The organism is Kineosporia sp. A_224 (assembly GCF_002198655.1).
GTDB lineage: Bacteria > Actinomycetota > Actinomycetes > Actinomycetales > Kineosporiaceae > R-H-3.
The window spans coordinates 1-13368 of record NZ_MWLN01000069.1; the positions used below are offsets into that span (position 1 = coordinate 1).

General features: G+C 75.0%; 15 protein-coding genes and 1 pseudogene. 11 read left to right on the top strand and 5 right to left on the bottom strand.

Annotated features, from left to right (window positions below; all coding sequences use genetic code 11):
* A pseudogene (locus EDJALFJO_RS05685) lies at positions 1-501 on the top strand (hypothetical protein); the annotation flags it as partial.
* A 33-nt stretch (positions 502-534) separates the two neighbouring features.
* Here EDJALFJO_RS05685 and sepH read toward each other — a convergent pair.
* On the bottom strand, positions 535-1857 hold the full coding sequence (sepH, locus tag EDJALFJO_RS05690) for a septation protein SepH (protein ID WP_088283082.1): 1323 nt from the start codon (positions 1855-1857) through the stop codon (positions 535-537).
* 157 nt (positions 1858-2014) lie between these two features.
* Here sepH and EDJALFJO_RS05695 point away from each other — a divergent pair, with 157 nt between their 5' ends.
* Genes EDJALFJO_RS05695 through EDJALFJO_RS05705 form a run of 3 tightly spaced genes read left to right on the top strand, consistent with a single transcriptional unit; the run spans position 2015 to position 4859 of the window.
* Complete coding sequence (locus tag EDJALFJO_RS05695) at positions 2015-2761, top strand: trimeric intracellular cation channel family protein (protein WP_233149702.1); 747 nt, start codon at positions 2015-2017, stop codon at positions 2759-2761.
* Positions 2758-3969 (top strand): ferrochelatase, encoded by a 1212-nt coding sequence (locus EDJALFJO_RS05700; RefSeq protein ID WP_233149700.1) that lies wholly within the window; start codon positions 2758-2760, stop codon positions 3967-3969. The genes EDJALFJO_RS05695 and EDJALFJO_RS05700 overlap by 4 nt, the downstream gene beginning before the upstream one ends.
* 11 nt (positions 3970-3980) lie before the next feature.
* A complete protein-coding gene (locus EDJALFJO_RS05705) occupies positions 3981-4859 on the top strand; it encodes an inositol monophosphatase family protein (RefSeq protein WP_088283086.1) in 879 nt (292 codons plus the stop codon).
* Here the strand turns inward: EDJALFJO_RS05705 and EDJALFJO_RS05710 are convergent.
* Positions 4850-5104 (bottom strand): hypothetical protein, encoded by a 255-nt coding sequence (locus tag EDJALFJO_RS05710; RefSeq protein ID WP_143448311.1) that lies wholly within the window; start codon positions 5102-5104, stop codon positions 4850-4852. The genes EDJALFJO_RS05705 and EDJALFJO_RS05710 overlap by 10 nt on opposite strands.
* Positions 5105-5562: 458 nt before the next feature.
* On the opposite strand from EDJALFJO_RS05710, the gene EDJALFJO_RS05715 reads away from it, so the two are divergent.
* Positions 5563-5862 (top strand): DUF4193 domain-containing protein, encoded by a 300-nt coding sequence (locus tag EDJALFJO_RS05715; protein WP_088283090.1) that lies wholly within the window; start codon positions 5563-5565, stop codon positions 5860-5862.
* 166 nt (positions 5863-6028) lie between these two features.
* On the opposite strand, the gene EDJALFJO_RS05720 is transcribed toward EDJALFJO_RS05715, so the two are convergent.
* Complete coding sequence (locus EDJALFJO_RS05720; protein WP_088283092.1) at positions 6029-6508, bottom strand: DUF3093 domain-containing protein; 480 nt, start codon at positions 6506-6508, stop codon at positions 6029-6031.
* A gap of 104 nt (positions 6509-6612) precedes the next feature.
* Between EDJALFJO_RS05720 and dut the strand changes: the two genes are divergently transcribed.
* The 4 genes from dut to EDJALFJO_RS05740 all read left to right on the top strand — a co-directional run bounded on the left by dut (position 6613) and on the right by EDJALFJO_RS05740 (position 9145).
* Positions 6613-7107, top strand: a complete 495-nt coding sequence (gene dut, locus EDJALFJO_RS05725) for a dUTP diphosphatase (protein ID WP_088283106.1) — start codon at positions 6613-6615, stop codon at positions 7105-7107.
* Complete coding sequence (locus EDJALFJO_RS05730) at positions 7104-7868, top strand: DUF3710 domain-containing protein (protein ID WP_198950041.1); 765 nt, start codon at positions 7104-7106, stop codon at positions 7866-7868. The genes dut and EDJALFJO_RS05730 overlap by 4 nt, the downstream gene beginning before the upstream one ends.
* Positions 7869-7950: 82 nt before the next feature.
* A complete protein-coding gene (locus tag EDJALFJO_RS05735) occupies positions 7951-8334 on the top strand; it encodes an OB-fold nucleic acid binding domain-containing protein (protein WP_088283094.1) in 384 nt (127 codons plus the stop codon).
* The gene (locus tag EDJALFJO_RS05740) at positions 8327-9145 is read left to right on the top strand and encodes a DUF3159 domain-containing protein (protein ID WP_088283096.1); all 819 of its coding nucleotides are present in this window, start codon (positions 8327-8329) and stop codon (positions 9143-9145) included. The genes EDJALFJO_RS05735 and EDJALFJO_RS05740 overlap by 8 nt, the downstream gene beginning before the upstream one ends.
* A gap of 33 nt (positions 9146-9178) precedes the next feature.
* Here EDJALFJO_RS05740 and EDJALFJO_RS05745 read toward each other — a convergent pair whose 3' ends face one another.
* Together EDJALFJO_RS05745 and EDJALFJO_RS05750 are read right to left on the bottom strand one after the other, a co-directional pair.
* Positions 9179-9844: a TrkA family potassium uptake protein gene (locus EDJALFJO_RS05745; protein WP_088283098.1), complete on the bottom strand. Its 666-nt coding sequence runs from the start codon at positions 9842-9844 to the stop codon at positions 9179-9181.
* A complete protein-coding gene (locus tag EDJALFJO_RS05750; RefSeq protein WP_088283100.1) occupies positions 9844-10509 on the bottom strand; it encodes a TrkA family potassium uptake protein in 666 nt (221 codons plus the stop codon). Before EDJALFJO_RS05750 ends, EDJALFJO_RS05745 begins: the two co-directional genes overlap by 1 nt.
* A gap of 112 nt (positions 10510-10621) precedes the next feature.
* Between EDJALFJO_RS05750 and EDJALFJO_RS05755 the strand changes: the two genes are divergently transcribed.
* Entirely contained in the window at positions 10622-12667 is a 2046-nt protein-coding gene (locus tag EDJALFJO_RS05755; protein WP_088283102.1) for an APC family permease, read from the top strand.
* A partial coding sequence (locus EDJALFJO_RS05760; RefSeq protein ID WP_143448312.1) for a TRAM domain-containing protein occupies positions 12664-13368 on the top strand: 705 nt, incomplete at its 3' end. The genes EDJALFJO_RS05755 and EDJALFJO_RS05760, both read left to right, overlap by 4 nt.

Here is a 13368-nt window from a genome sequence, read left to right on the forward strand (position 1 = left end):
ACCACGGCCACCCGGGTGCCGGTGGCCGGCCGCGACGTGGAGGGCACCGGCACCCGGAGCGTCACGAGGACGCCCACCGGGACCGGGACCCCGACGCAGCCCTCGGCGACGGCGTCCACCTCGGGCGCATCGCAGGTGACGACGACCCTGACGCTGACCTCCGCCGCCGGCGAGCGCGCCGTCACCGTCGACGCCGTGACCCGGGGGAGGGCGCCGCTGACGATCGACGGTGCGACCGTCGAGCTGAACACCGGCCCCGAGGCCTGGCTCATGGGCACCGTCGTCGACTTCGGGGACGGCGGCACGGACGGCTCGGACCCGGGCAGCGCGACGTGCGCCGCCGACACCCCGCTGACCGACGTCGACTGGGGCAACGCGCTGAGCCACACCTACGCGGCGGCAGGGACGTACACGGTCACCTACACCGTGCGCAGCTGCCGGGCGGACCAGAGCGGTGCGACGACGGACAGCACGGCGACGCTGCGGGTCACGGTGCGCTGAGCGACCCTGCACCGGGCCACGCAGCGGCGGCGCTCACTCCCGGCGCGAGCCGAAGACGATGTCGTCCCAGCTGGGCACGCTCGCCCGCCGGTTCTTCCGGGAGCCGGCACCCGCGGTGCCGGCTCCGGCCGCCTTGGGGAGCGGCTCGTCGCGCGACGACACGGGCTCGGGCAGGGCACCCGGCTCCTCGTCGTCCGGCCGGTCGGGGTCGGCGTCCGGGAGCCGGAGCACCTCGGCGTCACCGGCGAGCTCGGGGCGCGAACGCGGCGGGTGCGCGGCCGGGGGCTCGCCGAGCTCGTCGGCCCGGGCGAGGAACGCCTCGACGGGGTCGTCGGTGTCCGGGGTCGTCTCGGTGCCGTCCTCGAGGCGCTGCCGGCGGCCGCGCCGCTCGCGCAGGCTGTCGAGCAGGTCGAGCGTCGAGGTGCCGGTGCGGGCGGCGGGCTCGCGGTCGGGCCGGCTCTCGCGCACCGGGGCGTCCCGCAGGTCCGGCTCGCGCGGCTCGGTCCGGCGCGGCTCCGGCCGCCGGGCGTCCGACGTCCGCTCGGGGGAGCGGACGTCGACCTGCCGCGGCTCGGCCGGGCGCTGCTCGGCGGTGCGGGCCTCGGCCGTGCGCGGCTCGCTGCCGCGCTCGGCGCGCTCCGGCGCGTCGGCGTCGCCGCCGGGTCGCACCGCGCCGTCCGACTCGACGTCGTAGACGACGTCGCGGGTCGTGGCGCGGGTCGGACGCAGCGGGTCGGGCACGGGGGCGAGCCGGCGGGCACCCGGCGGCAGGACGCCCGGCTCCGGGGCGTCGTCCTCGGTGAGCCAGCGGGCCTCGTCGTCGAGGGGGGAGACGTGGCGCAGCTGCGGGTCGAAGGTCCAGCTCCCGGCCCGGGTGCGGCCACCGGCGGGGAAGGTCAGGGTGACGACCCACTGGCCGTCGTCGCGGCGGAAGGCGTCCCACACGGCCGCGTCGTCCTCGACCTCGCGGCGGGCGAGCCGCTCGCTGACGAGCTCGCCGAGGGTGGGCTGGGTGCCGGCGCCGGGGCGCCGGACCCGGACGCCGCGCGCCTGCCGCGAGACGAACTCGCGCTCCGCGAGGACAGGGCCCTCGAAGCGCTCGACGTGCTCCAGCGGCAGGCCTGCCTCGTCGGCGACCTCCTGCGCGGTGTGCCCGGCGCGGATCCGCGCCTGGATGTCGCGCGGGCGCATCCGCCCGTCCATCTCGATCTGCAGCTGACCCAGGCGGGCGCGGTCGCGCCGCACCGCCGCCCGCAGCGGCTCGTCGACCCGCACGCGGAACCTCTGGCCGTCCGCCCCCGAGAGCACCAGATGCTCGCCGTCGTCATGGACGCCGACGAGCGTGAGGTCCTGCATGCTCCACCTCCAGACTCGTCCAGTGCACGACTCTGCCACCCCCGGCCGGGGAACCGAAGCACCAGACCGGGCGTGGCGGGTGCGCAACCTCACGAAACGCCCGTCCCAGGCCGTGTTTCCGCGCCGAGGGCGAGCCTGCCCCTACCGTTCGTGCGTGATGCACGACGCTCTGCTGCCGACCGTCCGGCTGGTCACCATGCACCTGCGGGCCGGCGACCTCGCGGCCGGGCCCCTCGCGGCGGCCGAGGCGGTGGTCCGCACCCCGGTCGCCGTCGAGGTGCTCGGCGTCTTCGTGTTCGGCCTCTCCGGCGGGCTGCTCGCCGTCGCGAAGCGGTTCGACCTGTTCGGGGTGCTCGTCATGGCGGGCGCGGCGGCGCTCGGCGGCGGCCTGCTGCGCGACGTCCTGCTCGGGGTGACGCCACCGGTCGGGATCAGCGACCCGCGGCTCGTCGGGGCGGCCGTCGTCGCGGGGCTCGTGACGTTCGTGTGGCACCCGAAGGTGCAGCAGGTGGCGCGGGCCGTGCTCGTGCTGGACGCCGCCGGGCTGGGGCTCTTCTGCGTCGGGGGCACCGTCAAGGCGCTCGACCTCGGTGCCGGGCCGCTCGCCGCGGTCGTCGTCGGCGTCCTCGCCGGGGTCGGCGGCGGCCTGCTGCGCGACCTGTTCGCGGGCGAGGTACCGCAGGTGCTCGCCGGCCGCGAGCTCTACGCGACCCCGGCCCTGCTCGGGTGCGTCGCCGTCGCCGGGCTCGACGCCGCCGGGGCGCTGCGGTCCTGGGTGCCGCTGTCGGTCGCGGGGCTCGTCTTCGCGTTCCGGCTGCTCGCCGTCCGGTTCGGGCTCGAGGCACCGCAGGCCCTCGGTCCGGCGCGCGACCCGGGCCCGGACTTGGGAGGATGCGGTCCGTGACCGAGACCTCTGACACCGTGACGGGCGCGGCCCCCGCCGCCGACGTGGCGCCGTACGACGCCGTCCTGCTCCTGTCGTTCGGCGGGCCCGAGGGCCCGGACGACGTCATGCCCTTCCTGGAGAACGTGACCCGGGGCCGCGGCATCCCGCGCGAGCGGCTCGAGGCCGTCGCCGAGCACTACCTGCACTTCGGCGGCCGCAGCCCGATCAACGACCAGAACCGGGCCCTGCTCGCGGCGCTGCGGGCCGAGCTGGACGCGCGCGGCGTCGACCTGCCGCTGCTGTGGGGCAACCGGAACTGGGCGCCCTACCTCGTCGACGCCCTCCGCGACGCCCACGAGGCGGGGGCCCGTCGCGTCGTCACGGTCGTCACGAGCGCCTACTCGAGCTACTCGGGGTGCCGGCAGTACCGCGAGGACCTCGCCGCCGCGCTCGGCGTGCTCGCCGCCGAGGGCCGCGCGCTCGAGGTCGACAAGGTGCGGCACTACTACAACCACCCGGGGTTCGTCGCCCCCGTCGTCGACGCCGTCCGTTCCGGCCTCGCCGGGCTGCCGGCCGCTGCCCGCGAGCGGGCCCGGGTCGTCTTCGTCACGCACTCCGTGCCGACGGCGATGGACGAGGTGAGCGGCGAGGGCTCGGCCGTCGGCGGCGGCGCCTACGTGAAGCAGCACCTCGACGTCGCCGGGACAGTCATGTCGTCGGTTGCATCGGTCGCATCGGTCGCATCGGTCGCATCGGTCGCTGCGGACGGCGGCGCGGCCCCCGGGTGGGACCTCGTGTACTGCTCGCGCTCCGGCCCGCCCACCCAGCCGTGGCTGGAGCCGGACGTCAACGACCACCTCGAGAAACTCGCCGCCGACGGGACCACGGGGGTCGTCGTCGTCCCCGTCGGCTTCGTCAGCGACCACATGGAGGTCGTGTTCGACCTCGACACCGAGGCGGCGGAGACGGCCGGGCGCCTCGGGCTGCCGTTCGTCCGGGTGCCGACCGTGGGGACCGACCCGCGGTTCGTCGGGGGCCTGGTCGACCTCGTCGTCGAGCGGGCCGCGCAGGCCCGCGGCGGCGACCCGGACCGGCCGGCGACGGGTGCCCTCGGCCCGTCGCACGTCACGTGCCCGGTCGGGTGCTGCCGCAACCTGCGGGCCGACCGGCCGGCCGCCTGCGGGCTCGACTGGGTGGCCCCGGTCGTGGAGCCGGCCCGGGGGTGAAGGATGGCGGCGTGACCGACGCCAGCAGCCGACCCGCCCCCGCCCTGCCCGACGTGCACGCGCTGCTCGCGCTGTGCGAGCACGCCGCCCGCCGGGCGGGGGTCGTCACCGTCGCCGACCGGCCGCGGGACCTCTCGGTGGCGTCGACGAAGTCGAGCCCGACCGACGTCGTCACCGAGATGGACCGCCGCACGGAGACGCTGCTGCGCGAGATCCTCTCGGCGGCCCGGCCGCAGGACGGGCTGCTCGGCGAGGAGCAGGGTCACGAGACCGGCAGCAGTGGGCTGACCTGGGTCTTCGACCCGATCGACGGCACCGTGAACTACCTCTACGACATCGGCGTCTACGCGGTGAGCGTCGCGGTTGTCGAGGGCGACCCGGCCGTCGAGGGCGGCTGGCGGCCGGTCGCGGGCTGCGTGCACAACCCCGTCACCGGGGCGACGTGGACCGCGGGCCGCGGCATCGGGGCCTTCCTCGACGGCCGCCGCCTGACGATGGGCGAGCCGCCTGCGCTCGACCGGGCCCTGACGGGGACCGGCTTCGGCTACTTCACCGGCCGCCGGCGCACGCAGGCGAGGGTCGTCGCGGACCTGCTGCCCCGGGTGCGGGACATCCGCCGGATCGGCTGCGCCGCGATCGACCTGTGCATGGTCGCGACGGGCCGGCTCGACGTGTACTTCGAGCGGGGCCTGCACGCCTGGGACCTGGCGGCCGCGCTCCTCGTCGTCGAGGAGGCCGGTGGCGTCGTCCGGGGGATCGGCGGCAAGCCGCCCGCGGAGGCGATGGTCGTGGCCGGTGCCCGACCGCTCGTCGACGTGCTCGCCGCGGCCCTCGAGGAGCTGGACGCGGACGGGGACGACGAGCCCGCCCCGGGCGGCGCTCAGGACTGAGCGGCCGGCTCCTGGGTGCGCAGGTCCACGAGCGGGACCCCGACGGACGGGGTCGTCACGCCGTAGGCGGCCAGCGCCTCGGCGATGCCCTCGACCCGGACGCCGTGGTCTGCGGCGAGCCGGGCGAGCGACTCGAGCTCCCCGAGCCGGACGTCGACCAGGTAGTCGTCACCGGCGCTGCGCGCCTCGTCGAGCGCCTGACGGGTCTCGGAGATCCGTGTGCTGATCGTCGCGTCGAACGTCACGTCCACCTCTTCTCTGGGCATCGGACCTGCGGGTCGTGCTGGTGCCGCGTGCGCAGGGTGGATGTCAGGCCCCCCGGCGATCCGCCGACACTAGGCCACGGGTCCGACATCCGGAACCCTTGCCGAGCGGGGATGAGATGCACCCCACGACGACGTTCCCCCGGAAAGCGCACCGTTCGGGCACCATTCGGACGGTACGTGCGCGGGCCGTGACGAGCCGTCGCGGTGCGTCGCGGTCATGGTGCCGCCACGCCGAACGGTGAGCCGGTTCGCGGTCCGCGCCGACGTAGTGCAGAATCCGTGCGCCGCCGGGGCACAAAACGGCGGCGCCGTGCGTTCACCGCGAGGCGCCGCTATGAAGGCGGCGACGGAACGGCCCACCGGTGCAGGCACCACCGCATCATGGGCAGCTACCCCGACGCAAGACACGAGCACTTCCGACCCGGAGCGTGACCTAGATGGCGACCGACTACGACGCACCGCGCAAGACCGACGACGAGCTCAGCGAGGACTCGATCGAGGAGCTGAAGGCGCGGCGTGTCGACAAGACCTCCAGCACCGTCGACGAGGACGAGATCGAGGCGGCCGAGGGCTTCGAGCTGCCCGGTGCCGACCTCTCCAACGAGGAGCTCTCCGTCCGTGTCCTGCCCCGGCAGGCGGACGAGTTCACCTGCTCGAGCTGTTTCCTCGTGCACCACCGCAGCCAGCTCGCCCGCGAGAAGGCCGGCCAGATGATCTGCAAGGAGTGCGCGGCCTGACGCCGCCCCGGCACGCGGTCCCTGGGGGCAGGGACCGGCACGTACGACCGAGAGGTACGACCGAGGGGCCTGACGTCCAACGCCCGACGGTGCCGACGGCACCGCCGGGCGTTCGGCTTGTCCGGGGTGATCGCAGCGGTGATCGAAGGGGTGCTCGCAGGGGTGCTCAGACCCGGCGATGCCCGCTGCGCGCGGTCTCGAGCGCCGCGGCGAGCCGCTGCGGCCGGCGGCTCGAGACGAGCCAGTACGGGGTGTCGTCCTGCGGGTCGTCCAGCCGCACCCGGACGCCGCCGGCGACCCAGCCGCGCAGGCACAGGTAGGCCCGGGCGTCGAGCTCGACGGTCCGGGCCCGCCGCATCGCCTCGGCGTCGAGCGCCTCGACCTCGCCGACGTACCCGACGGGCAGCCGCGCCCGGCCCGCGACGAACAGCTCCGGGTCGACGGCGACGACCGCCGTCGTCCGCACGAGCGCGACGACGACGAGGACCAGGACGACGACGGTGACGACGAGCGCCGCCGTCGCGTCGACCCGCGAGAGGACGACGCCGAACGACCCGGCGAACCCGGCCGCGACGAGCCAGACCCACCAGGCCGGGGTGAGCCGTTCGTGGTAGCCGCCGGGGGCGGGCGACGGGGACGGGGACATGCCGCCAAGCCTGCCACGGCCGTCCCGGTCGGCGGGCGGGCGGCGGGTGACGGCGGGACCACGCGGAGCCGATACCGTGTCCCCTCGTGAGCGGTGACGGTGCGATGCGGGGGGACGTCGAGGTCCTCCTGCTCCGGCTCGACCCGGGGCTGCCGGTGCCGTCGTACGCCCACCCGGGCGACGCCGGGGCCGACCTCGTGACCGCCGTGGACGTCACGCTCGCCCCCGGCGAGCGGCGGACGGTGCCGACCGGGACGGCGATCGCGCTCCCCGACGGCTACGCCGCCTTCGTGCACCCGCGCTCGGGGCTCGCCGCGAAGCACGGGGTGACGGTCGTCAACGCCCCCGGCACGGTGGACGCCGGCTACCGCGGCGAGATCAGCGTCACCCTGCTCAACACAGACGCCGACCGGCCCGTCGCGCTGAACCGCGGGGACCGGGTGGCGCAGCTCGTCGTCCAGAAGGTGGAGCGCGCCCGTTTCGTCGAGGTGACCCGGCTGCCGGGGTCGCTGCGCGGCGAGGGCGGGTTCGGCTCCACCGGGGGGTTCGGCAGCACAGTCGATGCGGGGCAGGGCCCCGGGAGAGGTGAGGTCCAGTGAGCCCGCTGTTCCGCCGCCGGCGTCAGGACGACCCCGCCGAGGAGACCGGCCACGACGAGGTGACCGACGAGGCCGGCTTCGAGGCCGGCCTCGAGCCGGAGCCCGAGGCGCCCTCGGACGCGTCGTCGGACGCCTTCGACCGCTCCCGCGGCCCGTGGGACGTCTCCGAGGTGGAGTCCACCGACGGCTACGTCGACCTCGGCGCGGTCCTCGTGCCGGGCCGCGACGGCATGGAGCTGCGGCTGGAGATCGACGAGGCGGCCGACCGCGTCACCTCGGCGACGGTCCAGCTCGAGGGCTCCGCCGTGCAGCTGCAGGTCTTCGCCGCGCCGCGCACCGAGGGCATCTGGGACGAGATCCGCTCCGAGATCGCCGCGGGCATCACCCGCCAGGGCGGGACGGCTGACGAGGTACCCGGCCCGTTCGGCCGCGAGCTCATCGCGCGGATCCCGGTCCGGACCGCCGACGGGCGGACCGGGCACCAGCCCGCGCGCTTCGCCGGCGTCGACGGGCCGCGCTGGTTCCTGCGCGCGGTCTTCCACGGCCTGGCCGTCCACGAGCCTGAGCAGGCCGCAGGCGTCGAGGACGTCGTCCGCAGCCTCGTCGTCGTCCGCGGGGCGGAGGCCATGGCGCCGCGCGAGCTGCTCTCGCTGCGGCTGCCCGAGCAGCCCGCACCGGCCGAGCCGGAGGAGCCCGAGGGCACCCAGCGCGAGCCGCTCGAGCCGTTCACCCGGGGTCCGGAGATCACCGAGATCCGCTGACGTGCGCGCCGCTGCGGCGGCGCGTCGTCCCACCGGGCGGCACGGGTGCTCCGGGACGCCGGGACTGACTTACGCTGGACCCATGGGTCACGAGGGGAAGTCCCGGCTGCGGGCGGCGCTCGCGCGGTTCACCGCCTCGCAGCACGATGTGCACGCGGAGCAGGAGCAGGAGCGCGCCGCCCAGCTCGGCGGGACGCCGATCGTCGATCTGGCGCAGCGCCGTCCGGCAACGGTCTGCGGCACGCTGCGGTCGGTGACGCTGCGGCCCCGGGCCGGCGTCCCCGCCCTGGAGGCCGAGCTCTACGACGGCAGCGGGCACCTCTCGCTCGTCTGGCTCGGCCGGCGGCACATCGCGGGCATCGAGCCGGGCCGCCGGGTGCGCGTGCACGGCATGGTCACGCAGTCCGACGGTGAGCCGGCGATCTACAACCCGCGCTACGAGCTCGTCGCGAAGTCGCATGGCTGAGCCCTACGGCCCTCCGGCGGCCGCGCAGGCCCCGGCGCCTGCGGAGCCTGTCGGCGCCGGAGCGGGGCAGAAGGCCGGGCTGGCACAAACGATGCAGGAGCAGTTCTCGTTCGAGAAGGCGTTCGGCGGCGTCCGTGGGGTGCTCGAGTCGGTCGTCCCGGTGACGGTCTTCTCGGTCGTCTACGGCGTGACCCGCGAGGTCACGCCGTCTGCCGTCGCCGCGGTCGTCCCCGCGGTCGGCCTCGCGCTCTGGCGGCTCGTCGCCCGCGAGCCGGTGACCCAGGCGATCGGCGGGCTGCTCGGCGTCGGGCTCGGTGCCTTCATCGCGGTGCGGACCGGCCAGGCGCAGACGTTCTTCCTGCCGTCGATCATCAAGAACGCGGCCTGGGCCGCGGGCTTCCTCGTCTCGATCCTCGTCCGCTGGCCGGCCATCGGGCTGCTGCTCGGGTTCATGCTGGGGGAGGGCTCGCACTGGCGCACGGTGCCGGCCCGGATGCGGGCGTACGTGCTGGCGACGTGGCTGTGGTTCGGCCTGTTCGCCGTCCGGCTCGCCGTCCAGGTGCCGCTCTACCTCGCGGACAAGCCGGCGACGCTCGGTGTGGTGAACATCGCCCTCGGGGTGCCGTTGTTCGCGCTCGTGCTCTGGGGCACGTGGTTCCTCGTCCACAAGGTCCCGGCGGCCCGCCCCGAGGGGGCCGAGCCGCTGCTGCACCTGCCGCATCTGCACCATGTGCACCCGCAGGACGGCGACGCCGCCCGCGACGACGAGCCGTCGTCCCCGGTCGTCGAGCGCCCGGTCCCGGAGACCTGAGCCGCCCCGGGCCGCCAGGGCCCGGACGTGCGCTCAGACGTGCGTCGGGCTGAGCAGCTTCTGGAGCGCGTCCTCGCTCTCGGGGGTCGCGACGAACATCAGCTCGTCGTGCGCCTCGAGGGTGTCGTCCCGGCTCGGGGCGATCGGGCGCTCGGCCCGGATGATGCACACGAGCACGGTGTCCGCCGGCCAGTCGATGTCGCCGACCCGGGTGCCCGCGATGGGGGCGTCCGCGGGCAGCGTCAGCTCGACCATGTTGGCCTGGCTCTGCTGGAACGTGAAGATCCGGACGAGGTCGCCGACGGAGACCGCCTCCTCGACGAGCGCGGTCATGAGCCGCGGCGTCGAGACCGCGACGTCGACGCCCCAGGCCTCGTCGAACATCCACTCGTTCTTCGGGTTGTTCACCCGGGCGACCGTGCGCGGCACGCCGTACTCGGTCTTCGCGAGGAGCGACACGACGAGGTTGACCTTGTCGTCGCCGCTCGCGGCCACGACGACGTCGCAGTCGGCCAGGCCCGCCTCGGCGAGCGAGGCGATCTCGCACGCGTCCGCGAGGAGCCACTGGGCGTCCGGGACGCCCGCGACCCGGATCGCGGCCGGGTCCTTGTCGACGAGGAGCACCTGGTGGCCGTTCCCGAGGAGCTCGCGGGCGATCGAGCGGCCCACGCTGCCGGCGCCGGCGATGACGATGCGCATCACGCCACCTCGACCGGCGCCGTCGCGAGCACCCGCTCGACGGCCGCGATGTCTGACTCGCGCATGGTCACGTGCACGAGGTCGCCCTCCTGGTAGACGGTGTCCTTGGTCGGCACGATGCCGTCGCCGAGCCGGGTCAGGTACGCCACCCGGGCACCGGCCGCCGCCTCGAGCACCGCGAGCGGCCTGCCGACCCAGCCGATGTGCACCCGGACCTCGGCGAGCACGAGGCTGCCGGAGGCGTCCCGGTACTCCGAGACGGCGCCGACGGGCAGCAGCCGGCGGACCATCTGGTCGGCGGTCCAGCGGACCGTCGCGACGGTGGGGATGCCGAGCCGCTGGTAGACCTCGGCGCGGCCCGGGTCGTAGATCCGGGCGACGACGTTCGAGACGCCGAAGGTCTCGCGCGCCACCCGGGCGGCGAGGATGTTCGAGTTGTCGCCGTTGCTCACGGCGGCGAAGGCGTAGGCGTCGCTGATGCCCGCCTCGATGAGGGTGTCCCGGTCGAAGCCCATGCCGGTCACCCGCTGGCCCTCGAACTGGGCCCCGAGGCGACGGAAGGCGTCCGGGTTCTGGTCGATGACGGCGACGGTGTGACCGCGGTCCTCCACCAGGTGCGCCAGGGTCGACCCCGCGCGTCCGCAGCCCATGATCACGAAATGCACAACCGGCTCCGCGCCTCGTGCGGTTGCGAAGGACGCAACCGCGGGTTCACGACTGGTGGTTCCTGACACGCCGACGCTACACGCAACCGGGCCGGGCCTACGATGAGCGCTCGTGCCCGCGTTCACCGATGCCCTCAAGCGGCTTCTCGTCGGTCGCCCCGTCCACAGCGAGCGGCTGTCCGAGACCCTGCTGCCGAAGCGCATCGCGCTGCCGGTCTTCGCCTCGGACGCGCTCTCCTCCGTCGCGTACGCCCCGGACGAGATCTTCCTCACGCTCGCCTTCGCCGGCGTCGCGGCCCTCACCGTGTCCCCGTGGGTCGGCCTCGCCGTCGTCTTCGTCATGACGATCGTCGTCCTGTCGTACCGGCAGAACGTCCACGCCTACCCCTCGGGCGGCGGGGACTACGAGGTCGCGACGACGAACCTCGGCGTCCCGGCCGGCCTCACGGTGGCCAGCGCGCTGCTCGTCGACTACGTGCTCACGGTGGCCGTGTCGGTGTCGTCCGGCGCGCAGTACGCGGCGGCCGCGATCCCGGGGCTGCGCGGCTACGAGGCGATCGCCGCGGTCGTCGTCGTCCTGGTCCTCATGACGATGAACCTGCGCGGCGTGCGCGAGTCCGGGGCGGCGTTCGCCCTCCCGACCTACGCGTTCATGCTGAGCATCATCGGGATGGGCCTCTACGGTTTCGTCCGGCTCGCGCTCGGCGACCTGCCCCAGGTCGAGAGCGCCGGGTTCGACATCGAGGCCGAGAGCCAGTTCGCGCAGGGCCTCACCGGCCTCGGCTGGGGCTTCCTGCTGCTGCGGGCGTTCTCCTCGGGGTGCGCGGCCCTGACCGGCGTCGAGGCGATCAGCAACGGCGTCCCCGCGTTCCAGAAGCCCAAGAGCAAGAACGCCGCGACGACGCTCGCCCTGCTCGGCGGCATCGCCGTGACGATGCTCATGAGCATCATCGTGCTCGCCCAGGCCATGGGCCTGAAGTACGCCGAGGACCCCGCCACCCAGCTCCTGCGCGACGGGGTGCCCGTCGGGACGTCCTACGAGCAGCACCCGGTCATCAGCCAGATCGCCGAGGCGCTCTTCTCCGGTTTCCCGATCGGGTTCTACGCGATCGCGGCGGTCACCGGGCTCATCCTCGTGCTCGCGGCGAACACGGCCTTCAACGGCTTCCCGGTGCTCGGCTCGATCCTCGCGCGCGACGACCTGCTCCCGCGCCAGCTGCACACCCGCGGCGACCGGCTCGCCTACAGCAACGGGATCATCCTGCTCGGCGGCTCCGCCGCGGCCCTGATCCTCGCCTTCAACGCCGAGGTGACCAAGCTCATCCAGCTCTACATCGTCGGCGTCTTCATCTCCTTCACGGTGAGCCAGACCGGCATGGTGCGGCACTGGACGCGGCTGCTGCGCACCGAGGTCGACCCCTCCGCGCGCGGCAGGATGCAGCGGTCCCGGGTCATCAACGCGATCGGCCTGACCATCACGGGACTCGTCCTCCTCATCGTCCTGGCGACGAAGTTCGTCCGCGGCGCCTACCTCGCGATCATCGCGATGGCGCTGCTCTACCTGCTCATGCTCGCCATCCGCCGGCACTACCTGCGCGTGCGGGCCGAGCTCGCGGTCACCGACGACACCAAGAACCGGGTGCTCCCGTCGCGGGTGCACGCGATCGTCCTGGTGTCGAAGATCCACAAGCCGACGATGCGCGCCCTGGCCTACGCGCGGGCCTCGCGGCCCTCGGTGCTCGAGGCGATCACCGTCGTCGTCGACCCGGACGAGACCGCCCGGCTGCAGGCCGAGTGGGACGCCAAGGACATCCCGGTGCCGCTGCGGGCGCTCGACTCGCCGTACCGCGAGATCACCCGTCCCGTCGTCGACTACGTCCGCAGCATCCGCCGGGAGAGCCCGCGCGACATCGTGGTCGTGTTCGTGCCCGAGTACGTCGTCGGGCACTGGTGGGAGCAGATCCTGCACAACCAGAGCGCCCTGCGGCTGCGCACGCGGCTGCACTACACGCCCGGCGTCGTCGTCGCGAGCGTGCCCTGGCAGCTCGCGTCGTCCGAGGGGCTCGCGGACAAGGAGGAGCCCGTCGCGCCCGGGGCGCTGCGGCGCACCGGCACCGTCGGCCCGTTCGCGGACGACGACACGCCCGCCGGCCGATGAGCGGCACCGGGACCGGTGCCGGCACACCCGTGACCGGGGACCTCGTCGGTCTCGAGGTCGGACCGGTCGCGCACGGCGGGCACTGCGTGGCCCGGCTCGACGGCCGGGTCGTCTTCGTCCGGCACGCGCTGCCGGGGGAGCAGGTCGTCGCCCGGCTCACCGAGGCCGGCCCGCAGGACCGGTTCTGGCGCGCGGACGCCGTCGAGGTGGTCCGCGCCGCCCCCGACCGGGTCGCGCCGCGCTGCGCGGTCGCGGGGCCGGCCGACGGCCGGGGCCGCGGCTGCGGCGGCTGCGACTGGCAGCACGTGTCCACGGCCGGCCAGCGCACGCTGCTCGCCGACGTCGTCCGCGAGCAGCTCGCGCGGCTGGCGCGGATCGAGCGGCCGGACCTCGTCGTCGAGCCGGTCGCCGGGGACGCCGACGGGCTCGGCTGGCGGACCCGGGTGCGCTTCGCCGTGGACGCCGAGGGCCGCCCGGGGCTGCGCGCGCACCGCTCGCACACCGTCGTCCCCGTCGAGCACTGCCCGATCGCCCACCCCGAGGTCGACGCGGTCGGCGTCGGCACCCGGCTGTGGCCGGGCGTCGCCGCGGTCGAGGTCGTCGCCGGCGGCACCTCGCGCGACGGCACGGCGGCCGCCGAGCGGCTCGTCGTCGTCGAGCCGGTGGCGCCGCCGAAGGCGCCGCGGCCGGCCGGTCCGGCG

Excerpts from the sequence above, each read along its gene's own strand:
- sepH (WP_088283082.1), bottom strand. The coding sequence starts at position 1,857 with ATGCAGGACCTCACGCTCGTCGGCGTCCATGACGACGGCGAGCATCTG.
- EDJALFJO_RS05720 (WP_088283092.1), bottom strand. The coding sequence starts at position 6,508 with ATGTCCCCGTCCCCGTCGCCCGCCCCCGGCGGCTACCACGAACGGCTC.
- EDJALFJO_RS05695 (WP_233149702.1), top strand. The coding sequence starts at position 2,015 with ATGCACGACGCTCTGCTGCCGACCGTCCGGCTGGTCACCATGCACCTG.
- EDJALFJO_RS05745 (WP_088283098.1), bottom strand. The coding sequence starts at position 9,844 with ATGCGCATCGTCATCGCCGGCGCCGGCAGCGTGGGCCGCTCGATCGCC.
- EDJALFJO_RS05735 (WP_088283094.1), top strand. The coding sequence starts at position 7,951 with ATGGGTCACGAGGGGAAGTCCCGGCTGCGGGCGGCGCTCGCGCGGTTC.
- EDJALFJO_RS05715 (WP_088283090.1), top strand. The coding sequence starts at position 5,563 with ATGGCGACCGACTACGACGCACCGCGCAAGACCGACGACGAGCTCAGC.
- EDJALFJO_RS05740 (WP_088283096.1), top strand. The coding sequence starts at position 8,327 with ATGGCTGAGCCCTACGGCCCTCCGGCGGCCGCGCAGGCCCCGGCGCCT.
- dut (WP_088283106.1), top strand. The coding sequence starts at position 6,613 with ATGCGGGGGGACGTCGAGGTCCTCCTGCTCCGGCTCGACCCGGGGCTG.